The organism is Micrococcus sp. KRD070 (genome assembly GCF_017168435.1).
GTDB classification, from domain to species: domain Bacteria; phylum Actinomycetota; class Actinomycetes; order Actinomycetales; family Micrococcaceae; genus Micrococcus; species Micrococcus luteus.
The window spans coordinates 165,209-183,566 of record NZ_JABFNH010000022.1 but is presented as its reverse complement, the minus strand read 5'-3'; the positions used below and the strand labels follow the sequence as shown (position 1 = coordinate 183,566).

18 protein-coding genes are annotated in these 18,358 nt (G+C 74.0%); 14 read left to right on the top strand and 4 right to left on the bottom strand.

The window, feature by feature from the left end; translation table 11 throughout:
* The first annotated feature begins 4 nt into the window (after positions 1 to 4).
* The 6 genes from J1M38_RS08510 (at position 5) to J1M38_RS08485 (ending at position 7,658) form a co-directional block, all read left to right on the top strand.
* Positions 5 to 829 carry an ABC transporter ATP-binding protein gene (locus J1M38_RS08510; protein ID WP_041103221.1) on the top strand — a complete coding sequence of 275 codons (825 nt, stop codon included), beginning with the start codon at positions 5 to 7 and terminating at the stop codon, positions 827 to 829.
* Positions 820 to 2,421 (top strand): Tat (twin-arginine translocation) pathway signal sequence, encoded by a 1,602-nt coding sequence (locus J1M38_RS08505; RefSeq protein WP_041103219.1) that lies wholly within the window; start codon positions 820 to 822, stop codon positions 2,419 to 2,421. Before J1M38_RS08510 ends, J1M38_RS08505 begins: the two co-directional genes overlap by 10 nt.
* Positions 2,422 to 2,444: 23 nt before the next feature.
* Positions 2,445 to 2,783 carry a DUF3039 domain-containing protein gene (locus tag J1M38_RS08500; RefSeq protein ID WP_041103218.1) on the top strand — a complete coding sequence of 113 codons (339 nt, stop codon included), beginning with the start codon at positions 2,445 to 2,447 and terminating at the stop codon, positions 2,781 to 2,783.
* Entirely contained in the window at positions 2,776 to 4,596 is a 1,821-nt protein-coding gene (locus tag J1M38_RS08495) for a DEAD/DEAH box helicase (RefSeq protein ID WP_206481346.1), read from the top strand. Before J1M38_RS08500 ends, J1M38_RS08495 begins: the two co-directional genes overlap by 8 nt.
* Before the next feature lie 543 nt (positions 4,597 to 5,139).
* Positions 5,140 to 5,580 (top strand): hypothetical protein, encoded by a 441-nt coding sequence (locus J1M38_RS08490; RefSeq protein WP_134416597.1) that lies wholly within the window; start codon positions 5,140 to 5,142, stop codon positions 5,578 to 5,580.
* A 134-nt stretch (positions 5,581 to 5,714) separates the two neighbouring features.
* Positions 5,715 to 7,658: a heavy metal translocating P-type ATPase gene (locus tag J1M38_RS08485; RefSeq protein ID WP_206481344.1), complete on the top strand. Its 1,944-nt coding sequence runs from the start codon at positions 5,715 to 5,717 to the stop codon at positions 7,656 to 7,658.
* Between the two features lie 9 nt (positions 7,659 to 7,667).
* Here the strand turns inward: J1M38_RS08485 and J1M38_RS08480 are convergent, their stop codons facing one another.
* From J1M38_RS08480 to J1M38_RS08470, 3 genes are all read right to left on the bottom strand, one after another.
* The gene (locus J1M38_RS08480) at positions 7,668 to 8,129 is read right to left on the bottom strand and encodes a GNAT family N-acetyltransferase (protein WP_098093141.1); all 462 of its coding nucleotides are present in this window, start codon (positions 8,127 to 8,129) and stop codon (positions 7,668 to 7,670) included.
* Positions 8,130 to 8,278: 149 nt separating this feature from the next.
* Positions 8,279 to 8,962, bottom strand: coding sequence for an isochorismatase family protein (locus tag J1M38_RS08475; protein ID WP_036382159.1), 684 nt, complete (start codon positions 8,960 to 8,962; stop codon positions 8,279 to 8,281).
* A 3-nt stretch (positions 8,963 to 8,965) separates the two neighbouring features.
* Entirely contained in the window at positions 8,966 to 10,318 is a 1,353-nt protein-coding gene (locus tag J1M38_RS08470) for a nicotinate phosphoribosyltransferase (protein ID WP_036313014.1), read from the bottom strand.
* Between the two features lie 64 nt (positions 10,319 to 10,382).
* On the opposite strand from J1M38_RS08470, the gene clpS reads away from it, so the two are divergent.
* The 7 genes from clpS to J1M38_RS08435 all read left to right on the top strand — a co-directional run bounded on the left by clpS (position 10,383) and on the right by J1M38_RS08435 (position 15,905).
* Entirely contained in the window at positions 10,383 to 10,745 is a 363-nt protein-coding gene (clpS, locus tag J1M38_RS08465; RefSeq protein WP_002857236.1) for an ATP-dependent Clp protease adapter ClpS, read from the top strand.
* An 8-nt stretch (positions 10,746 to 10,753) separates the two neighbouring features.
* Positions 10,754 to 11,521, top strand: coding sequence for a DUF2017 family protein (locus tag J1M38_RS08460; protein WP_069941945.1), 768 nt, complete (start codon positions 10,754 to 10,756; stop codon positions 11,519 to 11,521).
* The gene (gene murI, locus J1M38_RS08455) at positions 11,518 to 12,450 is read left to right on the top strand and encodes a glutamate racemase (protein ID WP_049145229.1); all 933 of its coding nucleotides are present in this window, start codon (positions 11,518 to 11,520) and stop codon (positions 12,448 to 12,450) included. The genes J1M38_RS08460 and murI overlap by 4 nt, the downstream gene beginning before the upstream one ends.
* Positions 12,447 to 13,262 (top strand): MBL fold metallo-hydrolase, encoded by an 816-nt coding sequence (locus tag J1M38_RS08450; protein WP_113913898.1) that lies wholly within the window; start codon positions 12,447 to 12,449, stop codon positions 13,260 to 13,262. The genes murI and J1M38_RS08450 overlap by 4 nt, the downstream gene beginning before the upstream one ends.
* Before the next feature lie 104 nt (positions 13,263 to 13,366).
* Positions 13,367 to 14,077, top strand: coding sequence for a ribonuclease PH (gene rph / locus J1M38_RS08445; protein WP_159228244.1), 711 nt, complete (start codon positions 13,367 to 13,369; stop codon positions 14,075 to 14,077).
* Positions 14,074 to 14,763 carry a non-canonical purine NTP pyrophosphatase gene (locus tag J1M38_RS08440; RefSeq protein WP_044659188.1) on the top strand — a complete coding sequence of 230 codons (690 nt, stop codon included), beginning with the start codon at positions 14,074 to 14,076 and terminating at the stop codon, positions 14,761 to 14,763. Before rph ends, J1M38_RS08440 begins: the two co-directional genes overlap by 4 nt.
* On the top strand, positions 14,760 to 15,905 hold the full coding sequence (locus J1M38_RS08435) for an exonuclease domain-containing protein (protein ID WP_069941943.1): 1,146 nt from the start codon (positions 14,760 to 14,762) through the stop codon (positions 15,903 to 15,905). The genes J1M38_RS08440 and J1M38_RS08435 overlap by 4 nt, the downstream gene beginning before the upstream one ends.
* Positions 15,906 to 15,910: 5 nt before the next feature.
* Here J1M38_RS08435 and J1M38_RS08430 read toward each other — a convergent pair whose 3' ends face one another.
* On the bottom strand, positions 15,911 to 17,065 hold the full coding sequence (locus J1M38_RS08430) for an ADP-ribosylglycohydrolase family protein (protein ID WP_206481335.1): 1,155 nt from the start codon (positions 17,063 to 17,065) through the stop codon (positions 15,911 to 15,913).
* Between the two features lie 66 nt (positions 17,066 to 17,131).
* On the opposite strand from J1M38_RS08430, the gene J1M38_RS08425 reads away from it, so the two are divergent.
* Positions 17,132 to 18,355 (top strand): exonuclease SbcCD subunit D, encoded by a 1,224-nt coding sequence (locus J1M38_RS08425; RefSeq protein WP_069941941.1) that lies wholly within the window; start codon positions 17,132 to 17,134, stop codon positions 18,353 to 18,355.
* Positions 18,356 to 18,358: the final 3 nt, after the last annotated feature.

Genomic DNA, 18,358 nt, shown 5'->3' with positions numbered 1-18,358 from the left:
AGGCATGACTCCGCATGCGCCCGAGCCTGCCCCCACCCACCTCGCGGCCGCCGCCCGTCGGCGTGCGGCCGACGCCCCCGATCCGGGCCTCGCCCTCGTCACACGCGGGCTGACCCAGCGGTTCGGGGACAAGCTGGCGCTGGACGCACTGGACCTGGACGTCCCGGCCGGATCGTTCTTCGGGGTGGTCGGGCCCAACGGGGCGGGCAAGACCACCGCCCTGTCGATGGCCACCGGTCTGCTGCGCCCGGACCACGGCCGCGCCTGGATCCACGGCGTCGACGTGTGGGAGCAGCCCCTCGAGGCCAAGCGACGGGTCGGCGTGCTCGCCGACGGCGTGCGGACCTTCGACCGCCTCACGGGCGCGCAGCTCGTGACCTACGCCGGGCTGCTGCACGGCCTCGACGCGGACACCGTGGCCGAGCGGACCGCGGACCTGCTGCGGGTGATGGACCTGGCGGACGCCGGCCGCAAGCTCGTCGCCGACTACTCCGCCGGCATGACCAAGAAGGTGTCCCTGGCGGCCGCCATGGTCCACGCCCCGGACCTGCTCGTCCTGGACGAGCCGTTCGAGGCCGTGGACCCGGTCTCCGCCGCGAACATCCGGGACATCCTGCACTCGTACGTGGAGCGGGGCGGCACCGTGATCGTCTCGAGCCACGTGATGGACCTCGTCCAGCGCATGTGCACCCACGTCGCCGTGATCGCGGCCGGGACCCTGCGGGCCGCCGGCACGCTCGAGGAGGTCCGGGACGGGCGCGACCTCGAGGACCGCTTCGTGGACCTCGTCGGCGGCCGCCACGGCTCGGAGGGGCTGACATGGCTCTGACGCTCGTCCGACTGCGCTGGACGCTGACCCTGAACCAGTGGCGCCGGTCCCCGTTCACCCTGGTGATGAGCGTGCTCGGCGCGCTGTACGTGCTCGGCATGGCCGCCGTGGCGGTGACGCTGCTCGTCACGGGCCTGCCCGCCCTGCCGGACGAGGCCCGCGGCGCCACGACCGTGCTGGCCGCCGCCGTCGTGGTGCTCGCCTGGCTCGTCATCCCGCCGTTCGTCACGGGCGTCGACGCCACGCTCGACCCGCACAGCTTCGTGCTCTTCCCCGTCCCGGCCCGCACCCTCATCGCCGGGCTGGTCCTGAGCGCCTTCACGACGCCGGTCGGGCTCGCCACGCTGGCCGTGCTGGTGGGCCTGGGGGCCAGCTGGTGGGACCGGCCGGCCGCGCTGGCGGTGGGCCTGGTCGGGGGCGCGCTCACCGCGGTGACCGCCGTGGCGATCGGCTCCGGTCTCGCCGGCCTCCTGGCCGCCTACGCGAGCCGGCGTCGGGTGCGGGACGTCGTCTCCGTCCTGCTGTTCATCCCGCTCATGCTCGGCGGCCTCGCCCTCTCGCGGGCCATCGCGTCGTTCGAGGACTTCCTGGCGATCGCGCCCCAGATCGCCCGCGGCGCGGCGTGGACCCCGTTCGGGGCGGGCCCCGCCGCGGCGTGGGCGGTCGCCGAGGGCCGCGGCGCCGCCGTCGCGCTCCACCTCGCGGTGGCGGCCGCCTGGTGCCTGGCCGCCCTGGCCCTGTGGCACCTGGCCGTGCGCCGCACCGTGGAGCCGGTGGCCGTGGGCGGCGGTCGGTCCCGCCGCGTCGCCGCGGGAGCGGACCCGACGCCGCTGCGCTGGCTGGGCCGACCGGCCACGGGCCCGCGCACCGCGATCGCGGCCCGCGCCCAGCGCTACTGGCTGGCCGATCCGCGGTACGCGGCCGGGCTCGTCATCATCCCGCTCATGGCCGTCCTGCTGTGGTTCACCGGGGGCATGGCCGGGGAGGGGGGTCCCGGACTGGGCCTGCTGCTGGTCCTCGGGCCGATCACCGCCTGGTCCCTGGCCTACTCGATCTCCGCGGACATCGCCTACGACCACACGGCGTTCCACCTGCACGTCGTCTCGGGCGTGCGGGGCGTGGACGACCGCTGGGGCCGGGTCCTGGGCCTGGCGGGCTGGGGGGTGCCGATGATCCTGCTCGTGACGACGGCGACGGTGGCGGCGGCGGGGGACTGGTCCCTGCTGGCGCCGATGCTGGGCCTGGCCCTCGGCCTGTTCGGGACGACCGCCGGGCTGTCCGCACTCGTCTCCGCCCGTTTCGTGTACCCCGTGCCGAAGCCGGGAGACAGCCCGTTCAAGACGCCGCAGGGCGCGGCCATGCGCACGATGCTCGTCCAGGGCGCCTCGCTGCTGGTGAGCCTCGCGCTCGCGGTGCCGTTCCTGGCGCCCTTCATCGTCCGGCTCGTCACCGGGGCCGCCGTGTGGGGCTGGGTGACGGTGGCCCTCGGGCTCGTGTGGGGCGCCGTCGCGCTGTGGCTGGGCGTGCGCCTGGGGGCGCGCTGGTACGACCGCGCGCAGGCCGAGACCTACCAGGCCGTGGCCGCCTTCTGAGGGGCGCGGCTAGACTGGCCCGCATGAGTGTGACCGGCGAACCCGACCTGAACGACCCCTTCGCGCCCGCCGGCGGCGGCACGTCCGTCCTCGAGCGCGAGGAGCTGCGGCAGAAGATCGAGCCGGGCGACCACGAGCGCTTCGCCCACTACGTCCGCAAGGAGAAGATCACGGAGTCCGCTGTCACCGGTGCCCCCGTGATCGCCCTGTGCGGCAAGGTGTGGGTGCCGGGCCGGGACCCGAACAAGTTCCCCGTGTGCCCCACGTGCAAGGAGATCTACGAGGGCCTGCGTGAGCCGCAGGACGGCGGCGACGGCGGCGGCAAGCGCGGTGGCTGGTTCGGAGGCCGCGGCCGTGGCTGACGGCCGCTCCCTGACGAGCGGCACCCCGGACGGCAGCGTCCAGCACGATCTGTTCCACATCGGCGAGGACCTTCCCCCCGCCATGCCCGAGCGCGCGGCGTGGGGGACGGCCCCCAAGCTGCGCCAGTGGCAGCAGGAGGCGCTGGAGCGCTATCTCGAGACCGCGCCGCAGGACTTCCTGACGGTCGCGACCCCCGGCGCGGGCAAGACCACGTTCGCGTTGCGCGTGGCCAAGATCCTGATGGACTCCGGCGTGGTGCAGCGGCTGACCGTCGTGGCGCCCACGGACCACCTCAAGCGCCAGTGGGCGGACAACGCCGCGCGCGTGGGCATCGCGATCGACCCGAACTTCAAGAACGCGGACGGGCGGCACGGCGCCGAGTACCGCGGGGTGGCGCTGACGTACGCCCAGGTGGCGAACAAGCCCGTCCTGCACCGGAACCGCACGGAGGCCGCCAAGACCCTGGTGATCCTGGACGAGATCCACCACGGCGGCGACGCCCTGAGCTGGGGCGAGGGCATCCGCGAGGCGTTCGAGCCGGCCACGCGGCGTCTGTCCCTGACCGGCACCCCGTTCCGCTCCGACACCGCCTCCATCCCCTTCGTCCGCTACGAACTCGGCGTGGACGGCATCGAACGGTCGAAGGCGGACTACACGTACGGCTACGGCCCGGCGCTGCGGGACCACGTGGTGCGCCCGGTGATCTTCATGGCCTACTCCGGGCAGATGCGCTGGAAGACCTCCACCGGCGAGGTCATGGAGGCTCAGCTCGGCGAGGCCGCCACGAAGGACATCACCGCCTCCGCCTGGCGCACCGCGCTGGACCCGGCGGGCGAGTGGATCCCGTCCGTGCTGCGCGCGGCCGACCGCCGGCTCAGCGAGGTGCGCCGCAACGTGCCCGACGCCGGCGGCCTCGTGATCGCCACGGACCACCAGGACGCGCGCGCGTACGCCGCGCAGCTCGAGGCGCTGACCGGCCAGCGGCCGGCCGTGATCCTCTCGGACGACAAGGGGGCCTCGGATCGCATCGAGGAGTTCGCCGCGTCGGACGAGCGGTGGATGGTGGCGGTGCGCATGGTGTCCGAGGGCGTGGACGTGCCCCGCCTGTGCGTGGGCGTGTACGCCACGTCCACGTCCACGCCCCTGTTCTTCGCCCAGGCCGTGGGCCGCTTCGTGCGCTCCCGCCGGCGTGGGGAGACCGCCTCGGTGTTCCTGCCGTCCGTGCCCGCGCTCATGCTGCTGGCCAACGAGATGGAGCTCGAGCGGGACCACGCGCTGGACCGCAAGGAGGGCGCCGTCGACGTCGAGGACCTCGAGGACGCCCCCGAGGAGGACCTCATCGCGGAGGCCAACCGGGCCGAGAGCGGCTCGGACGCGCTGACGCGGGAGAAGTTCGAGGCCCTCGAGTCCCGGGCGAGCTTCGACAAGGTGCTCTTCGACGGCGGCGAGTTCGGTCTCGGCGGCGCGGTCGGCTCGGAGGAGGAGCAGGACTTCCTCGGCATCCCGGGCCTGCTGGACGCCGAGCAGGTCTCCGCCCTGCTGCGGCAGCGGCAGGCCGAGCAGATCCAGCGCCGGCCGCGTGCGCAGGCGGTCGAGCCCGCCGACGTCGTGGACCACCGGCGGATGAAGGAGCTGCGCGCGGAGCTGTCCAAGACGGTGTCCGCCTGGGCGGCCCGGTCCGGCCAGCCGCACGGGGTGATCCACAACCGCCTGCGGGAGATCTCCGGCGGCCCCGCCGTGGCCCAGGCCTCCCGGGAGCAGCTGGAGAAGCGGCTGAGCACCCTGCGCGGGTGGTTCGTCGGCCGGACCTGAGGTTCAGATTCGAGACTCTAGGGGGCGGGTGTGTCAATCGTAATCGGATCTTTAGGGGGAATATTTTTATGGCTAATTTACCAGGCTATTGGTACTAGATGGCCCGAAGTTTATGCGACAGCTCGGGACTCTCTTGATTTAATGCCAAGAAGAAGCTCGGTAAAGTATCTACTTATATACAGGGGAATACCTACGTTTTCCGTGACTGTCCTGGCCCTGAACTTGGCCGTGGAGTCGGGAGGGGACCCGTATTGGACGTCAGCATTCGTATTTTGGACCTATTCGACCTTGGCGGAAATTCGGTCTACTTTCAGCCCAAAGGGCGCATTGAGACAATTGTCTACAGTGAATACTGTCTATCTTTCGGCGTCTGTAGTCGTCACAACGATTTATTGCAGTGTCGCAGTATTGGTATACCCGCACTTCTCTGTCCTGGTTCCGTCGGTCAGGGAGCTTGTTATTGCACTCTGGACAGCCCTGTTCGCTTCCGTTTTGGCGATATCTTTCCAGCGATTCAACACCCGGTCCGGTCCGGATGTGCAAATGGAAATCGATTACTCCATTAAGGACATCGGACAGAAGACGTGGTCTCAAATCGATTCCATATGTATGCGTGAAAATATTGACCCTTGCCTCATTAAGGCCCTTGCTGCTGCCGAAGCGCAGCAGCGGCCTCGGTGGATCCGGCAGGCGGAGCGCGTGGCGGGGCGACTCTTCGGCGGTGGGACTTTTGGTGTCGGCCAATGGCCGTCATCACGGCCAATTGATGATCTAACGTCTATAGAGTTCCGCGCTAAGCAGCTGGCGCCTGTGGGCTTAACTCCGCATGAGTGCGACATTGCTGAGGTCTATGATTTCCTTGATATTGACTATTTCATCTATTCATGGAACTCGGATGAATCATTTGCAGATAGCGCGAGGGGATTTTACTCTGCATTCAGGAGGGCAAAGATGGTTGAGCATGTTGCCGAAAGCGATGCGTGACATGCCATCCCGTCAGCGAGGCGCTCCGCCGACTTGGCCTGAAGGCCCGCACGCGGCGGTCTGAGGTTCGCCTCCCCTGGCTGGCACCCGGCACGGGGACGGGCTGGAATGGGGGCACGATGTCAGGAGTCGCCATGCCCGTGTCCGCCCCGTCCCCGTCACGTCCCGCCGTCCTCGGCTTCGCCGCGCGGTACCCGTGGGTGCTCGCGACGCTGGTCGTCGTCGCCCTCACCCTCGGCCTGCACCTGGCGGGGGCGGAGGATCCGGCGCGCTGGATCGCCTCGGCGTATGCCCTGGTGGTGGCCGCGTGGACCTCGGTGGGCATGGTCAGGGACCTCATGCGCGGGCACTGGGGTGTGGACGTCCTCGCCGTCACCGCGATCGTCGCCACCGTGCTGGTGGGGGAGCACCTCGCCGCCGTGCTCGTCTGCCTGATGCTCACCGGTGGGGAGGCCCTCGAGGACTACGCGGCCGGCCGCGCTCGGCGGGATCTGTCCGCCCTGCTGGACCGCGCCCCGCAGCGCGCGCATCGCCTGGGCCCGGACGGCTCCGTGGAGGACGTGCCGGTGGAGGAGGTGCGTGCCGGCGACCGGCTCCTGGTGCGTCCCGCCGAGGTGCTTCCCGTGGACGGCACCGTGGCTTCCGCCGAGGACGGCGGGGAGGTCGCCGTGGACCTGGACGAGTCCTCCCTGACCGGCGAGTCCCTGCCCGTCACGCGCCGCACCGGCTCGGCCGTGATGTCCGGCGCGCTCAACGGCACCCGCGCCTTCGTGCTCGAGGCGACCGCCTCCGCGGCCGACTCGCAGTACGCGGCCATCGTCTCCCTCGTGCAGCAGGCGGCCGAGTCCCGCGCCCCCATGGTGCGCCTGGCCGACCGCTACGCCGTGCCGTTCACCGCCGTCGCCTACCTGATCGCCGGCCTGGCCTGGTGGCTGTCCCAGGACCCGGTCCGCTTCGCCGAGGTGCTCGTGGTGGCCACGCCATGCCCGCTGCTCATCGCCGCTCCGGTGGCCTTCCTCGGCGGCATGTCCCGCGCCGCCACGTCCGGGGTGATCGTGAAGTCCGGCGGGACCATCGAGGCCCTCGGCTCCGTGCAGACCGTGGGCTTCGACAAGACCGGCACCCTCACCGCCGGCCGCCCCGAGCTGGTCGGCGTGCGCCCGGCCGCCGGCTTCGCCCAGGACGAGCTGCTGCGCCTGGCCGCCTCCGCCGAGCAGTACTCCGTGCACGTGCTCGCCGACGCCATCCGCGCGGCGGCCGAGGAGCGCGGGCTGTCCCTGGCGACCGCGCAGGATGCCACGGAGGAGGCCACCCACGGCGTCGTCGCGGTGCTGGAGGGGCGCCGCGTCGTCGTCGGCAAGCGCGCCTACGTCACGCAGGCCGCCCCGGACACCGTCACCGCCGACCTCGCCCCCGGTCAGTCGGCCGTCTACGTGGCCGTGGACGGCGCCTTCGCCGGCGTCCTGCTGCTGGCCGACCGCATCCGCCCCGAGTCCGCCGCCACCGTGCAGGCGCTCCACCGCCTCGGCGCACGCCAGGTCCTCATGCTCACCGGCGACGCCGAGGCCACCGGACGGCACATCGCCGGGGAGGCGGGCATCGACGAGGTCCACGCGGACCTGCTGCCCGCGGACAAGGTCCGCCTGCTCTCCGAGCGCCCGGAGCGCCCGGTGATGATGGTCGGCGACGGCGTCAACGACGTCCCCGTGCTCGCCGCCGCGGACGTGGGCGTGGCCATGGGCGCCCGCGGCTCGACCGCCGCCTCCGAGTCCGCCGACGTGGTGGTGCTCGCCGACGACGTCTCCAAGGTCGCCGTCGCCGTGGCCGCCGGCCAGCGCACCCTGCAGGTGGCCACGCAGTCGATCTGGGTCGGCATCGCGCTCTCCCTGGTCCTGATGGTCATCGCCGCCACGGGCGCCATCCCGGCTCTGGTCGGCGCGCTGTTCCAGGAGCTCGTGGACGTCGTGGCCATCGTCAACGCGCTGCGCGCCATGAAGCCCGGCCCGCACGAGGCCGAGCGGCTCGGCGATCTCGCCGCCGCCCCCGCCCGGGGGGAGCGGCGGGCCGTGTCGGCCTGAGCGCCGGGCTCAGCCGTCCCGGGACTGGAAGCGCACGAAGGCGCGCAGCTCGTCGCCCTCCACGTCACGGGACTCGCGGAATCCATGGGCCTCGTAGAAGGCGCGCTGACGCTCCTCGGTGTCCGTGAGCAGCACGTGCTGACGCACCTGGCCGAACCGCGCGAAGACGCGGCGCAGCAGCTCGGAGGCGATGCCGCGGCGCTGGTGCCCCGGATCCACGAGGATGTCCTGCAGGTAGGCGATGGTGTGTCCGTCGGAGACCACGCGGGCCAGACCGACCAGACGGCCGCCGTCGAAGGCGGTCACCACGGCGGCCGAGCCCTGCAGCCCGCCCATGAGCGTGTCCATGTCCGCCGTGGAGGCGGACCAGCCCACGGCGTCGTAGAGGGCGCGGACGTCGTCGGCGGCCGGGATCGCCCCGGAGAGATAGCGGATGCCGTCCCGGTCTGCGGCGATGGGGGAGTCGGTCATGGCTGCTCTCCTCGTCTGCGTCGGGCACCGGCTCCGGCACGCCCGCCGGGGCCGCGTGCCTCCATCATGCCGCATCGAGTGACATTCGTCACTGTCCCGACGTGCGGCGCCTCAGAGGCGACGCGGGCGCCGCTCGGGGCCGAACCCGCTCACGAGGTCGCCAGGATGGCCCCGGCGGCCTCCATCTCGTGGAGCGCGGCCTGGGCGGCCGCCTCGTCGACGCCGGCCACCAGGTCGGTCAGCACGGTGACCTCGTAGCCGGCGTCGAGGGCGTCGAGCACGGTGGCGCGCACGCAGTGGTCCGTGGCGATGCCCACCACGGTGATCGCGTCCACGCCCTGCTCGCGGAGCCACTCGTCGAGGCCGGGGGCGCCGGACTCGACGGCGGCCGCGGCCACGGCGGTGGCCCCGTACGGGCCGACGGTCCCGGAGGGGCGCTCGCCCGCGGCCCCGGTCGGGACGGCGTCGGGCTCGCCGAGGGCGCCGTCGAAGCCGGAGTAGGCGTCCGTGTGCAGGCCCTTGAGGAACTCGGCGTCGAGGTGCTCGGCGTCCAGGTCGGGATGCAGCTCGGCGCCGGCGGTGCCGGCCACACAGTGCACCGGCCAGGTGGTGCGGAAATCCGGCTCGGCGCCGGTGGCCGCGGCGAAGTGCGTGCCCGGGTCGACGTGCCAGTCGCGCGTGGCGGCCACGGCCGCGTAGGCGTCCGCGTGCTCGGCCAGGTGCTCGCTGACCCCGGCCGCGACGGCGGCGCCGCCGGTCACGCCGAGGGCGCCGCCCTCGCAGAAGTCGTTCTGCACGTCCACGATCACCAGGGCGCGGTTCAGGTTCTCCATGGGTCAGTCCTCCAGGAAGATGGTCGGGATGGCGGGGTCGCCCGGCTGCAGGCGGCCCACCGAGGCGGGCAGCTCGCGCAGGGAGGCGGCGTGCCGCTCGGCGGCGCGGGTGACGGCCTCGGGGCCGGTCCAGCCCTCGGCCAGCTCGCCGGCGTGCACGAAACGGTGCAGCAGGGGACGGTCGTCGGCGTCGGGCGCGGCGCCGCGGTTGACGCCGATCACCTCGGCGGTGGCCCGGCCCCGCGGGTCGCGGCGGCGCGCGGCCTCCTTGCGGCCGCCCCGGCTGGCCTTGCCGGAACTGGCCTTGGCCACGTCCACCCACGTGCCGTCGTCGTCCTGGCGGGCCACGAGCTTGTAGACCATGGAGGCGGTGGGCGCGCCGGACCCGGTGACCAGGCGCGTGCCCACGCCGTACGAGCTGACGGGGGCGGAGCGCAGGGCGGCGATCGCGTACTCGTCCAGGTCCGAGGTGACCATGATCCCGGTCTCGGTGTTGCCCAGCTCGTCGAGCAGCTCGCGCACGCGGTGGGCCTGGATCACGAGGTCGCCGGAGTCGACCCGGACGTTCCGCAGGGCCGGGCCGGCCACCTCGACCGCGGTGCGCACGCCCTGCTCCACGTCATACGTGTCCACGAGGAGGGTGGTGTCCGCTCCGAGCGCGGCGACCTGGGCCTCGAAGGCGGCGCGCTCCGAGTCGTGCAGCAGGGTGAAGGAGTGGGCGGCGGTGCCGACGGTCGGGATGCCGTACCGGCGGCCCGCCTCGAGGTTCGAGGTCGCGGTGAAGCCCGCGATGGCCGCGGCGCGGGCGGCGGCCACGGCGGACTCCTCGTGCGTGCGGCGCGAGCCCATCTCGGCGCACGGGCGGCCGTCCGCGACGGCCGTCATGCGGGAGGCGGCGGAGGCCACGGCGGAGTCGTAGTTGTAGATGGAGAGCAGGTAGGTCTCCAGGATGCACGCCTCGGCGAACGTCGACTCCACCTGCAGGAGGGGGGAGTGCGGGAAGTAGGCCTCGCCCTCGGCGTAGCCCACGATGTCGCCCGTGAACTCGTAGTCGGCGAGCCAGGCCAGCGTGGCGTCGTCGAGGGCGGTGGTGTCCGCGAGGAAGTCGAGCTCGGGCGTGTCGAACCGGAAGCGGGACAGGCCCTCCAGCGCGCGGCCCACGCCGGCCACCACGCCGTAGCGGCGGCCGCTGGGCAGGCGTCGGGTGAACAGCTCGAAGCGGGAGCGGCGGTGCGCGGTGCCGGCCTTCAGCGCGGCCTGGAGCATGGTCAGCTCGTAGTGGTCGGTCATCAGCGCCGTGGGGATCTGCCAGTCGTCGGCGGTCCGCGGGGCGCTGGGCACGGGGTTCTGGCTCACGCGCCCACCCTAGTGGACCGTGGCGGGGCCGGTCCTGGCCCGCCCGCCTCGTACACTGGGGCGCATGTCCGTGCTGACCCGCCACGATCCGTCCGCGCCGCGCGCCGTGCGTCCGGCGCCGGGTGAGTCCGTCCCCGCCGGCGCCACCGACACCGCCCTGCTGGAGCGGCCTCACGAGGACACAGCCCGGGACCGGCCGTGGAACGTCGTGGTGTGGAACGACCCGGTGAACCTGATGAGCTACGTCGCCTACGTGTTCCGCACCCACTTCGGCTACTCCGCCGCCAAGGCGCAGCGGCTCATGCTCGAGGTCCACGAGCGGGGCCGGTCCGTGGTGGCGACGGGCACCAAGGAGAAGGCCGAGCTGCACGTGGGCGCGATGCACGGCTACGGTCTGTGGGCCACGCTGGAGCAGGCGGAGGACTGAGGAGGGGCATGGCAGAACGGTTCCGCTGGACGCGGCGGGGGTACACGGCGCAGCTGGAGCTGCCGGAGGTGCGCCTGCTGCGCGGGCTGGTCAGGGACGTCGTCGCCCTGCTCGAGGGCCGACGCGCGGACGTGCGCCCCGCCGAGGCGGACCCCGCCGAGGCCCCGGCCGCCGAGGACGGCGTCGACACGCCCGAAGATCCCCCGGCGGCGCCGCCGTCCGTGTCCGCCGCGCAGGACGCGGGCCCCGTGGCCGGGCTGGACGCGTCCGACGCCGCGTTCTGGGGGCTGGTCTCCGGCCTGCACCTGAGCCAGGACCCGGAGCCGCAGCGCTCGGCCCCCACCGACCCGGCCGTCGCACGCCTCCTGCCGGATGCGATGCCCCAGGCCGGCGCCGCCGAACAGGGCGCCCACCGGGCCCTGACCGAGGACGCCCTGTCGGAGGGGAAGCTCGCGGACGCGCGCCTGGCCCTCGAGCTGCTGCGCTCGACGCGCGTGGAGGTGCCGCACGACCAGGCGCCGGCCTTCGGCCGCGCGCTCAACGACGTGCGCCTCGTCCTGGCCGCCCGCCTGGGCGTCGAGACCGAGGAGGACGCCGCCCGCGTGCACGCCGTGGACGACTGGCGCAGCGCGGAGGACGTCGAGTCCACCATGGCCCTGCTCTACAACTTCACCTCGTGGCTGCTGGAGACGCTCATGACGGAGATGCTCAGCGAGCTGCCCGAGGGCGCGGACGAGTCCGCGCCGGGCGCCGGGGACGCGGAGGACGAGCAGTGAGCGGCCAGCGCGCCGCCGTGGACGCCGCCGCGCCGATCGGCGTGTTCGACTCGGGCGTGGGCGGGCTGACCGTGGCCCGGGCGATCATGGACCAGCTGCCCCACGAGTCCATCCTCTACGTGGGCGACACGGAGCACTCGCCGTACGGCCCGCGGCCCATCGCCGAGGTACGGGCCCTCGCCCTGGCGATCATGGACGAGCTCGTCGCGCGCGGCGTCAAGGCGCTCGTGATCGCGTGCAACTCCGCGTCGGCCGCCGTGCTGCGCGACGCCCGCGAGCGCTACACGGGAGGCCACGGCATCCCCGTGATCGAGGTGATCCAGCCCGCCGTGCGCCGCGCCGTGGCCGCCACCCGCACGGGCCGAATCGGCGTGATCGGCACCGAGGCGACCGTCGGGTCCCGCGCCTACGAGGACTCGTTCTCGGCCGCCCCGCACCTCGAGATCACCTCGGTCGCGTGCCCGCGGTTCGTGGAGTTCGTGGAGGCCGGCATCACCACCGGCCCCGAACTGCTGGAGACCGCCCGGGAGTACACGGCCCCGCTGCGCGCGGCGGGCGTGGACACCCTCGTGCTGGGATGCACCCACTACCCGCTGCTGACCGGCGCCCTCTCGCTCGTGATGGGGGAGGACGTCACGCTCGTCTCCTCCGCGGAGGAGACCGCCAAGGACCTCTACCGGGAACTGGTCCGCCTCGGCCTCGAGCACCCCCACTCGGCCGCGGGCTCCGGCCAGGCCACCCGCCACCGCTTCGCCGCCACCGGCGACCCCGACCACTTCCAGGCCCTCGCGCGCCGCTTCCTCGGACCCGAGGTCGAGTCCGTGCGCCGCCTGGAGACGATCGGCGCGCCCCGCCCCGCGGCCGCGCCGGTCCCGACGCGCTCGACGGCCTTCGTGCGGCTGGGCGCCGAGCAGGAGGGTGTGACGTGAAGCTGACCATCATCGGGGCCTCCGGGTCCTTCCCCGGCCCGGGCTCACCCGCCTCGTGCTACCTCCTCACCGCCGAGGGCGTGGCCGAGGACGGCGTCACCCCGCGCACATGGCGGATCCTGCTGGACCTCGGCAACGGCGCCCTCGGCGTGCTGCAGCGCTACGTCGAGCTCGAGGACCTGGACGGCATCCTGCTCTCCCACCTGCACCCGGACCACTTCATGGACCTGTGCGGGATGCACGTGGCCATCCGCTGGAACCCGGCCGGCTGGGACCGCGGCCGGCTGCCCGTCTACGGACCCGCCGGCACCGCCGACCGCGTCGCCGAGGCGTACGGGATGGACCCCGAGCCGGGGATGCACCAGGACTTCGAGTTCCGGTGCTGGGCCGCCGGCCGCACCGAGCGGCTCGGTCCGTTCCGGTTCACCCCGGTCCCCGTGCGCCATCCCATCGACGAGGCCTACGCGATCCGGGTCGAGGTGGACCGCGTCGACGACGACGGCGACGTCACCACCCGCGTGCTCACCTACTCCGGGGACACCGACGCGTGTGAGGGGCTCGTCGAGGCCGCGCGGGACGCGGACGTGTTCCTGTGCGAGGCCGCCTTCCACGAGGGCCGGGACGACGGCATCGACGGCGTCCACCTGACCGGCCGACGGGCCGGCGAGACGGCGGCGCAGGCCGGGGCCCGGAAGCTGCTGCTCACACACCTGCCGGTGTGGAACGATCCGCAGCGCGCCGTCCAGGAGGCCCGCGCGGTGTACGACGGCCCGCTGGCCGTCGCCGTCTCGGGGCTGAGCTACGGCGTCTGAGGGCGCGCCTAGACTGGAGGCCATGAGCTCTCCCGCCCCCACCGCCCGTTCCCGAACTCGATCAGGGCCGAGCCCCCCGCCCGGACGGCCGCGCCGTCGACGAGCTGCGCCCCATCACCATCACCCGGGGCTGGTCCCGGCAGGCGGAGGGCTCGGCCCTGATCGAGTTCGGGAACACCCGCGTGCTGTGCACCGCCTCCTTCACCGAGGGCGTGCCGCGCTGGCTCAAGGGCGAGGGGACCGGCTGGGTCACCGCCGAGTACGCGATGCTCCCGCGGGCCACCAACGAGCGCAGCCAGCGCGAGTCCGTCAAGGGCCGGATCGGCGGGCGCACCCACGAGATCTCCCGCCTGATCGGCCGGTCCCTGCGCGCCGTCATCGACCTGTCCGCCCTGGGGGAGAACACCATCGTCCTGGACTGCGACGTCCTCGACGCCGACGGCGGCACCCGCACCGCCGCCATCACGGGCGCCTACGTCGCCCTCGCCGAGGCGGTGGCCTGGGCGCGGCGCGAGGGGATCCTCGCCAAGGGCGCCGCCGTCCTCAAGGACTCCGTCGCCGCGGTGTCCGTGGGCATCGTGGACGGGGTGCCCGTCCTCGACCTGCCGTACGTGGAGGACGTGAAGGCGGAGACGGACATGAACGTGGTCGTCACCGGGGCCGGGGAGTTCGTGGAGGTGCAGGGCACCGCCGAGGGCGCGCCGTTCACCCGCGCCGAGCTGGACACCCTGCTGGACCTGGCCCTGATCGGCACGGGTGAGCTGGCCCGCATCCAGGCCGAGACCCTGGCCGCCGCCACGGAGGACCGGGCGTGAGCGCGCCCGCCTCCTCGTCGGCGGGCCTGCCGGAGGGCGCCCGCATCGTGCTCGCCACGCACAACGCGGGCAAGGTGCGCGAGCTGCGGCAGCTGCTCGCCGGCGCCGTGCCCGGCCTCGACGTGGAGGCCGCGGTGGTGGACGCGGGCGCCGTGGGCGCCCCGGACGTCGTCGAGGACGGCGTCACGTTCGCCCAGAACGCGCTGAAGAAGGCCCGCGCCGTGGCCGCGCACACCGGGCTGATCGCCGTCGCGGACGACTCCGGTCTGGCCGTGGACGTGCTGCACGGCGCCCCCGGGATCTTCTCGGCCCGCTGGGCCGGGCGCCACGGGGACGACCGTGCCAACCTCGAGCTGCTGCTGGCCCAGCTGGCCGACGTGCCGGACGAGCATCGGGGTGCCCAGTTCGTGTGCGCCGCCGCGCTCGCGGTCCCCAGCGGCCCGGACGCCGCGGGCGCCCGGGCCATCCACGTCGAGCACGTCGAGCACGGCCGCCTGCCCGGCACGCTGCTGCGCGAGCCCGTGGGGGACGGCGGCTTCGGCTACGACCCGATCCTGCGGCCCGAGGGCCGGGACGTGTCCACCGCGCAGCTGAGCCCCGAGGACAAGAACGCGATCAGCCACCGGGGGCACGCCTTCCGCGCCCTGCTGCCCTACCTGGTGGACGCGCTCGACGCGCGCCCGTGAGCGGCGGGCGCGTCCCCGTGCCGGGGCTGGACTTCACCGCGATCGACTTCGAGACCGCCAACGGCTTCCGCGGCTCCCCGTGCGCCGTGGGCGCCGTCCGGGTGCGGGACGGGGTCATGGTGGACCGTGCCGAGTGGCTGATCCGTCCGCCCGTCGGCTTCGACCGGTTCGATCCCCGCAACGTGCGCATCCACGGCATCACCGAGGACCGCGTCCTGGACGCCCCCCGGTTCGCGCAGGTGTACGACGAGCTCGCGGACTTCGTGGGGACGGACGTGCTCGCGGCGCACAACGCGGGCTTCGACGTCGGCGTCATCGAGTCCGGCCTCGAGGTCTCCGGCCGGGACGTGCCGGGCCTGGAGTTCGTGTGCACCCTGGTGCTGGCGCGCCGCGTCTACGACCTGCCCTCGTACGCCCTGCCCTCCGCGGCGCGCGAGGCCGGGTTCACCCCGGGGCGCCACCACGACGCACTGGCCGACGCCGAGGCCTGCGCGGCCATCCTCGTGGACATCGGCCGGCGCGTGCTGGGGGCGCCGCCGGCCGACGCGGAGATTCTGCCCGGGCTGACCGACGCGCCGGCCGGCCGCGGCGTCGACCGCCTGATGCGGGCCCAGGGGCTGAGCGTCAGCGTCCTCGCCCCCCGGGCGGCGGGATCGGGCGCCGAGTCGAAGGCCACCCGCCAGGCCCGGCGTACCGAGGGCGTCTTCGACGCGCGGGTCCCGCTGCGGGACGAACGCGCCATGCCCGACTTCATGCGCTGGCCGGACGAGGGCGTCAATCCGCTCCCGAACCCGGCCGCCGACCCGGGCCACCCCCTGTTCGGCCAGACCGTGGTGTTCACGGGCGGCATCGGCATGTCGCGTCAGAGTGCCAAGACGCGCGCGGCCGCGCACGGCGCGCAGACCGCGAACCGGGTGGGCGCGGCCACCACGATGCTCGTCGTGGGGGACGGCTTCGAGGCCGCGGACCTGCACCGCCCGCGCGCCGAGGACGGGGCACCGCAGGCCGTGACCACGGCGCTGGCGCACCGCAAGACGCGGGACGCCCTGCGCCGGCGGGACCGTGGGCAGGCCATCGCCCTGGTCTCCGAGGGGGAGTTCCTGCAGATGCTCGACGGGAACTGGCCGGACGCCGCGCGCTGAACCACTCAGGTGGTCGCGGCGCTCCAGCGCCGGGCGGCCTCCAGGACGACCTCGCGCTCGGCGATCCACCCCGGGACGGAGGCCTCGGCCGCGGCGCGGTCCGCGGGGTCGTGCGCACCGAACACGGCGGTGCCGTGCGCCACGCCGAGCACCTGCCCGGCCAGCGAGGCCGTGGAGTCGGAGTCGCCGTCGTGGTTCACGCCGATCCGCAGCGCCAGGGCGAGCGCCGCCGCCGGATCGGCCGGGTGCACCGCCTGCGCGGTGAGCGCGGCATACAGCGCGATGGCCAGGGCCTCCTCCGCGACCCAGCCCTCGCCGAGCGCGGTGGGGAGGGCGCCGGGGGCGCCGGGGTCGGCGTCGACGGTGCCGGCCAGGTCGACCGCCGCGGTCACGGCGGCGCGGGTCTCCGCGGCCTCCTCGCCCAGGCCGTCGAGCCACGCGCGGGTGTGCGCGACCGCGGCGGCCAGGTCCAGGCCGCGCAGCAGGGCCGCGATGACGAGGGCGTACGCGGCCGCCGCGACCCACGCGGTGGGGTGGCCGTGCGTGAGGACGGCCCCCTGGCGGGCGAGGGACACGACGTGCGGGTCCTCGAGCCCCGGCACCATCCCGTACGGGGCCGAGCGCATGACCGTCCCGCAGCCCTTCGAATTCGGGTTGTGCGGGTCGCCCGGCAGGCCCATCCCCGGTTCGGCGAGCCCGGTCAGGCACGCGGTGCCCGGCGCGCGGCGCACCTTCAGCTCCGCGTGCGCGTCGATCCAGCGGGGCGGGGCCGGGGGAGCGCCCTCGGGCAGCGCGCCGTCCTGCGTGGCGAACCAGCGCAGGCACGCGAGCCACACGCACGCCGCGGGATCGGCCGGGACGCCGTCGTTCTGCCACTCGATCCACTCGAGCAGGCCGTCGAGCACGTACAGCGTCAGCTGCGTGTCGTCGGTGATCGGCAGGGCGTGGGCGCCCTCCTGGGCGAGCAGGTCCGCGGCGTCGGTGACGCCGGCGGGGCCGTGCACCGCCGCGATCCCCGACGCGGGGGTGAACTCGACGACGCCGCCCAGCGCGTCCCCGGCGGCACCGGCCGCGAGGAGGGCCAGGACCCGGTCGGCGTGCTCGGGGCCGGGCAGGGGCGTGGACGAGGAGGCGGTGGGCTCGGGCGCGGTGGCGGACATGCCGCCATCGTACGAGCTGCACCGCGTCGTGCTTATCCCGTCCGCACCCTCCCTAGAGTGGGCCGCATGATCCTGCTGCACACCTCGGACTGGCATCTGGGCCGGTCGTTCCACGGCACCGGGCTGCTCGAGGCCCAGGAGGAGGTCCTGGACGCCCTCGTCGCGACCGTGACGGAGCGCGGCGTGGACGCCGTCCTGCTGGCCGGGGACGTGTACGACCGCGCGCTGCCGCCGGCGGACGCCGTCCGGCTGCTGGACCGGACGCTCACCCGGCTGCACGCGGCCGGCGCCCAGGTGGTGCTCACGAGCGGCAACCACGACTCGGCGGTGCGCCTCGGCTTCGGCGGCGGACTCCTGGCGGCCGCGGGCGTGCACGTGCGCGCGGACGCGGCGGAGCTGGACCGCCCCGTGCTGCTCACCGAGCCCGGGGTCGACGGCGGTGCGGGCCAGACCGTGGCCGTCTACGGCATCCCCTACCTCGAACCGCGCCACCAGGGACCGGCCTGGGGCGTGGAGCCCCACCACACGGCCGTGCTGACGGAGGCGGTCCGCCGCGTCCACGCCGATCTGGCCGCCCGCCGCGCCGAGACGCCGGAGCCGGTGGCCGCCGTCGTGCTGGCCCACCTGTTCGCGGCCGGGGGCCACGGCTCCGAGTCCGAACGGGACATCGGCGAGGGCGAGCACGTCGAGCCGGACGCCCCGCCCGAGATGCTGGTGGGCACGCTGGGGCAGGTGCCGGTCTCCGTGTTCGACGGGCTCGACTACGCGGCCCTGGGCCACCTGCACGGCCGCCAGCGGCTGGCCGAGCACGTGCGGTACTCCGGCTCACCGCTGCCGTACTCCTTCTCCGAGGCGGGCCACCGCAAGGGCGGCTGGCTCGTCCACGTCACGGGCGGGGCCGTCACCGACGTCGAGGCCGTGGACTGGGACGCCGGACGGCGCCTGGCGGTGCTGTCCGGGCCGATCGAGGACCTGCTGGAGTCCCCGGAGTTCGCGTGGGCGGAGCAGTGCTGGGTGCAGGTCACCGTCACCGACGACGAACGCCCCGAGCGGGCCCTGGAGCGCCTGAAGACCCGGTTCCCCTCCGTGCTCGTCTTCCGCCACGAACCGGCCGGCGGGAGGCGGGCCCGGGAGCGGACCTACGCCCAGGTCCTGCGGCAGGCACCCTCGGACCACGCGCTCGCGGTCGGTTTCGTGGACCACGTCCGGCAGCGGCCGGCCAGCGGGGCCGAGCAGGACCTGCTGCGGGACGCCCTCGAGGCCGCTCGCGCGGGGGAGGTGCGCGCATGAGGA

Bases quoted from the DNA above. Each gene is read 5' to 3' on its own strand.
- J1M38_RS08460 (WP_069941945.1), top strand. From the start codon at position 10,754: ATGGCAGAACGGTTCCGCTGGACGCGGCGGGGGTACACGGCGCAGCTG.
- J1M38_RS08485 (WP_206481344.1), top strand. From the start codon at position 5,715: ATGCCCGTGTCCGCCCCGTCCCCGTCACGTCCCGCCGTCCTCGGCTTC.
- clpS (WP_002857236.1), top strand. From the start codon at position 10,383: ATGTCCGTGCTGACCCGCCACGATCCGTCCGCGCCGCGCGCCGTGCGT.
- J1M38_RS08490 (WP_134416597.1), top strand. From the start codon at position 5,140: ATGGAAATCGATTACTCCATTAAGGACATCGGACAGAAGACGTGGTCT.
- J1M38_RS08425 (WP_069941941.1), top strand. From the start codon at position 17,132: ATGATCCTGCTGCACACCTCGGACTGGCATCTGGGCCGGTCGTTCCAC.
- J1M38_RS08430 (WP_206481335.1), bottom strand. From the start codon at position 17,065: ATGTCCGCCACCGCGCCCGAGCCCACCGCCTCCTCGTCCACGCCCCTG.
- J1M38_RS08475 (WP_036382159.1), bottom strand. From the start codon at position 8,962: ATGGAGAACCTGAACCGCGCCCTGGTGATCGTGGACGTGCAGAACGAC.
- J1M38_RS08480 (WP_098093141.1), bottom strand. From the start codon at position 8,129: ATGACCGACTCCCCCATCGCCGCAGACCGGGACGGCATCCGCTATCTC.
- J1M38_RS08510 (WP_041103221.1), top strand. From the start codon at position 5: ATGACTCCGCATGCGCCCGAGCCTGCCCCCACCCACCTCGCGGCCGCC.
- J1M38_RS08505 (WP_041103219.1), top strand. From the start codon at position 820: ATGGCTCTGACGCTCGTCCGACTGCGCTGGACGCTGACCCTGAACCAG.
- J1M38_RS08500 (WP_041103218.1), top strand. From the start codon at position 2,445: ATGAGTGTGACCGGCGAACCCGACCTGAACGACCCCTTCGCGCCCGCC.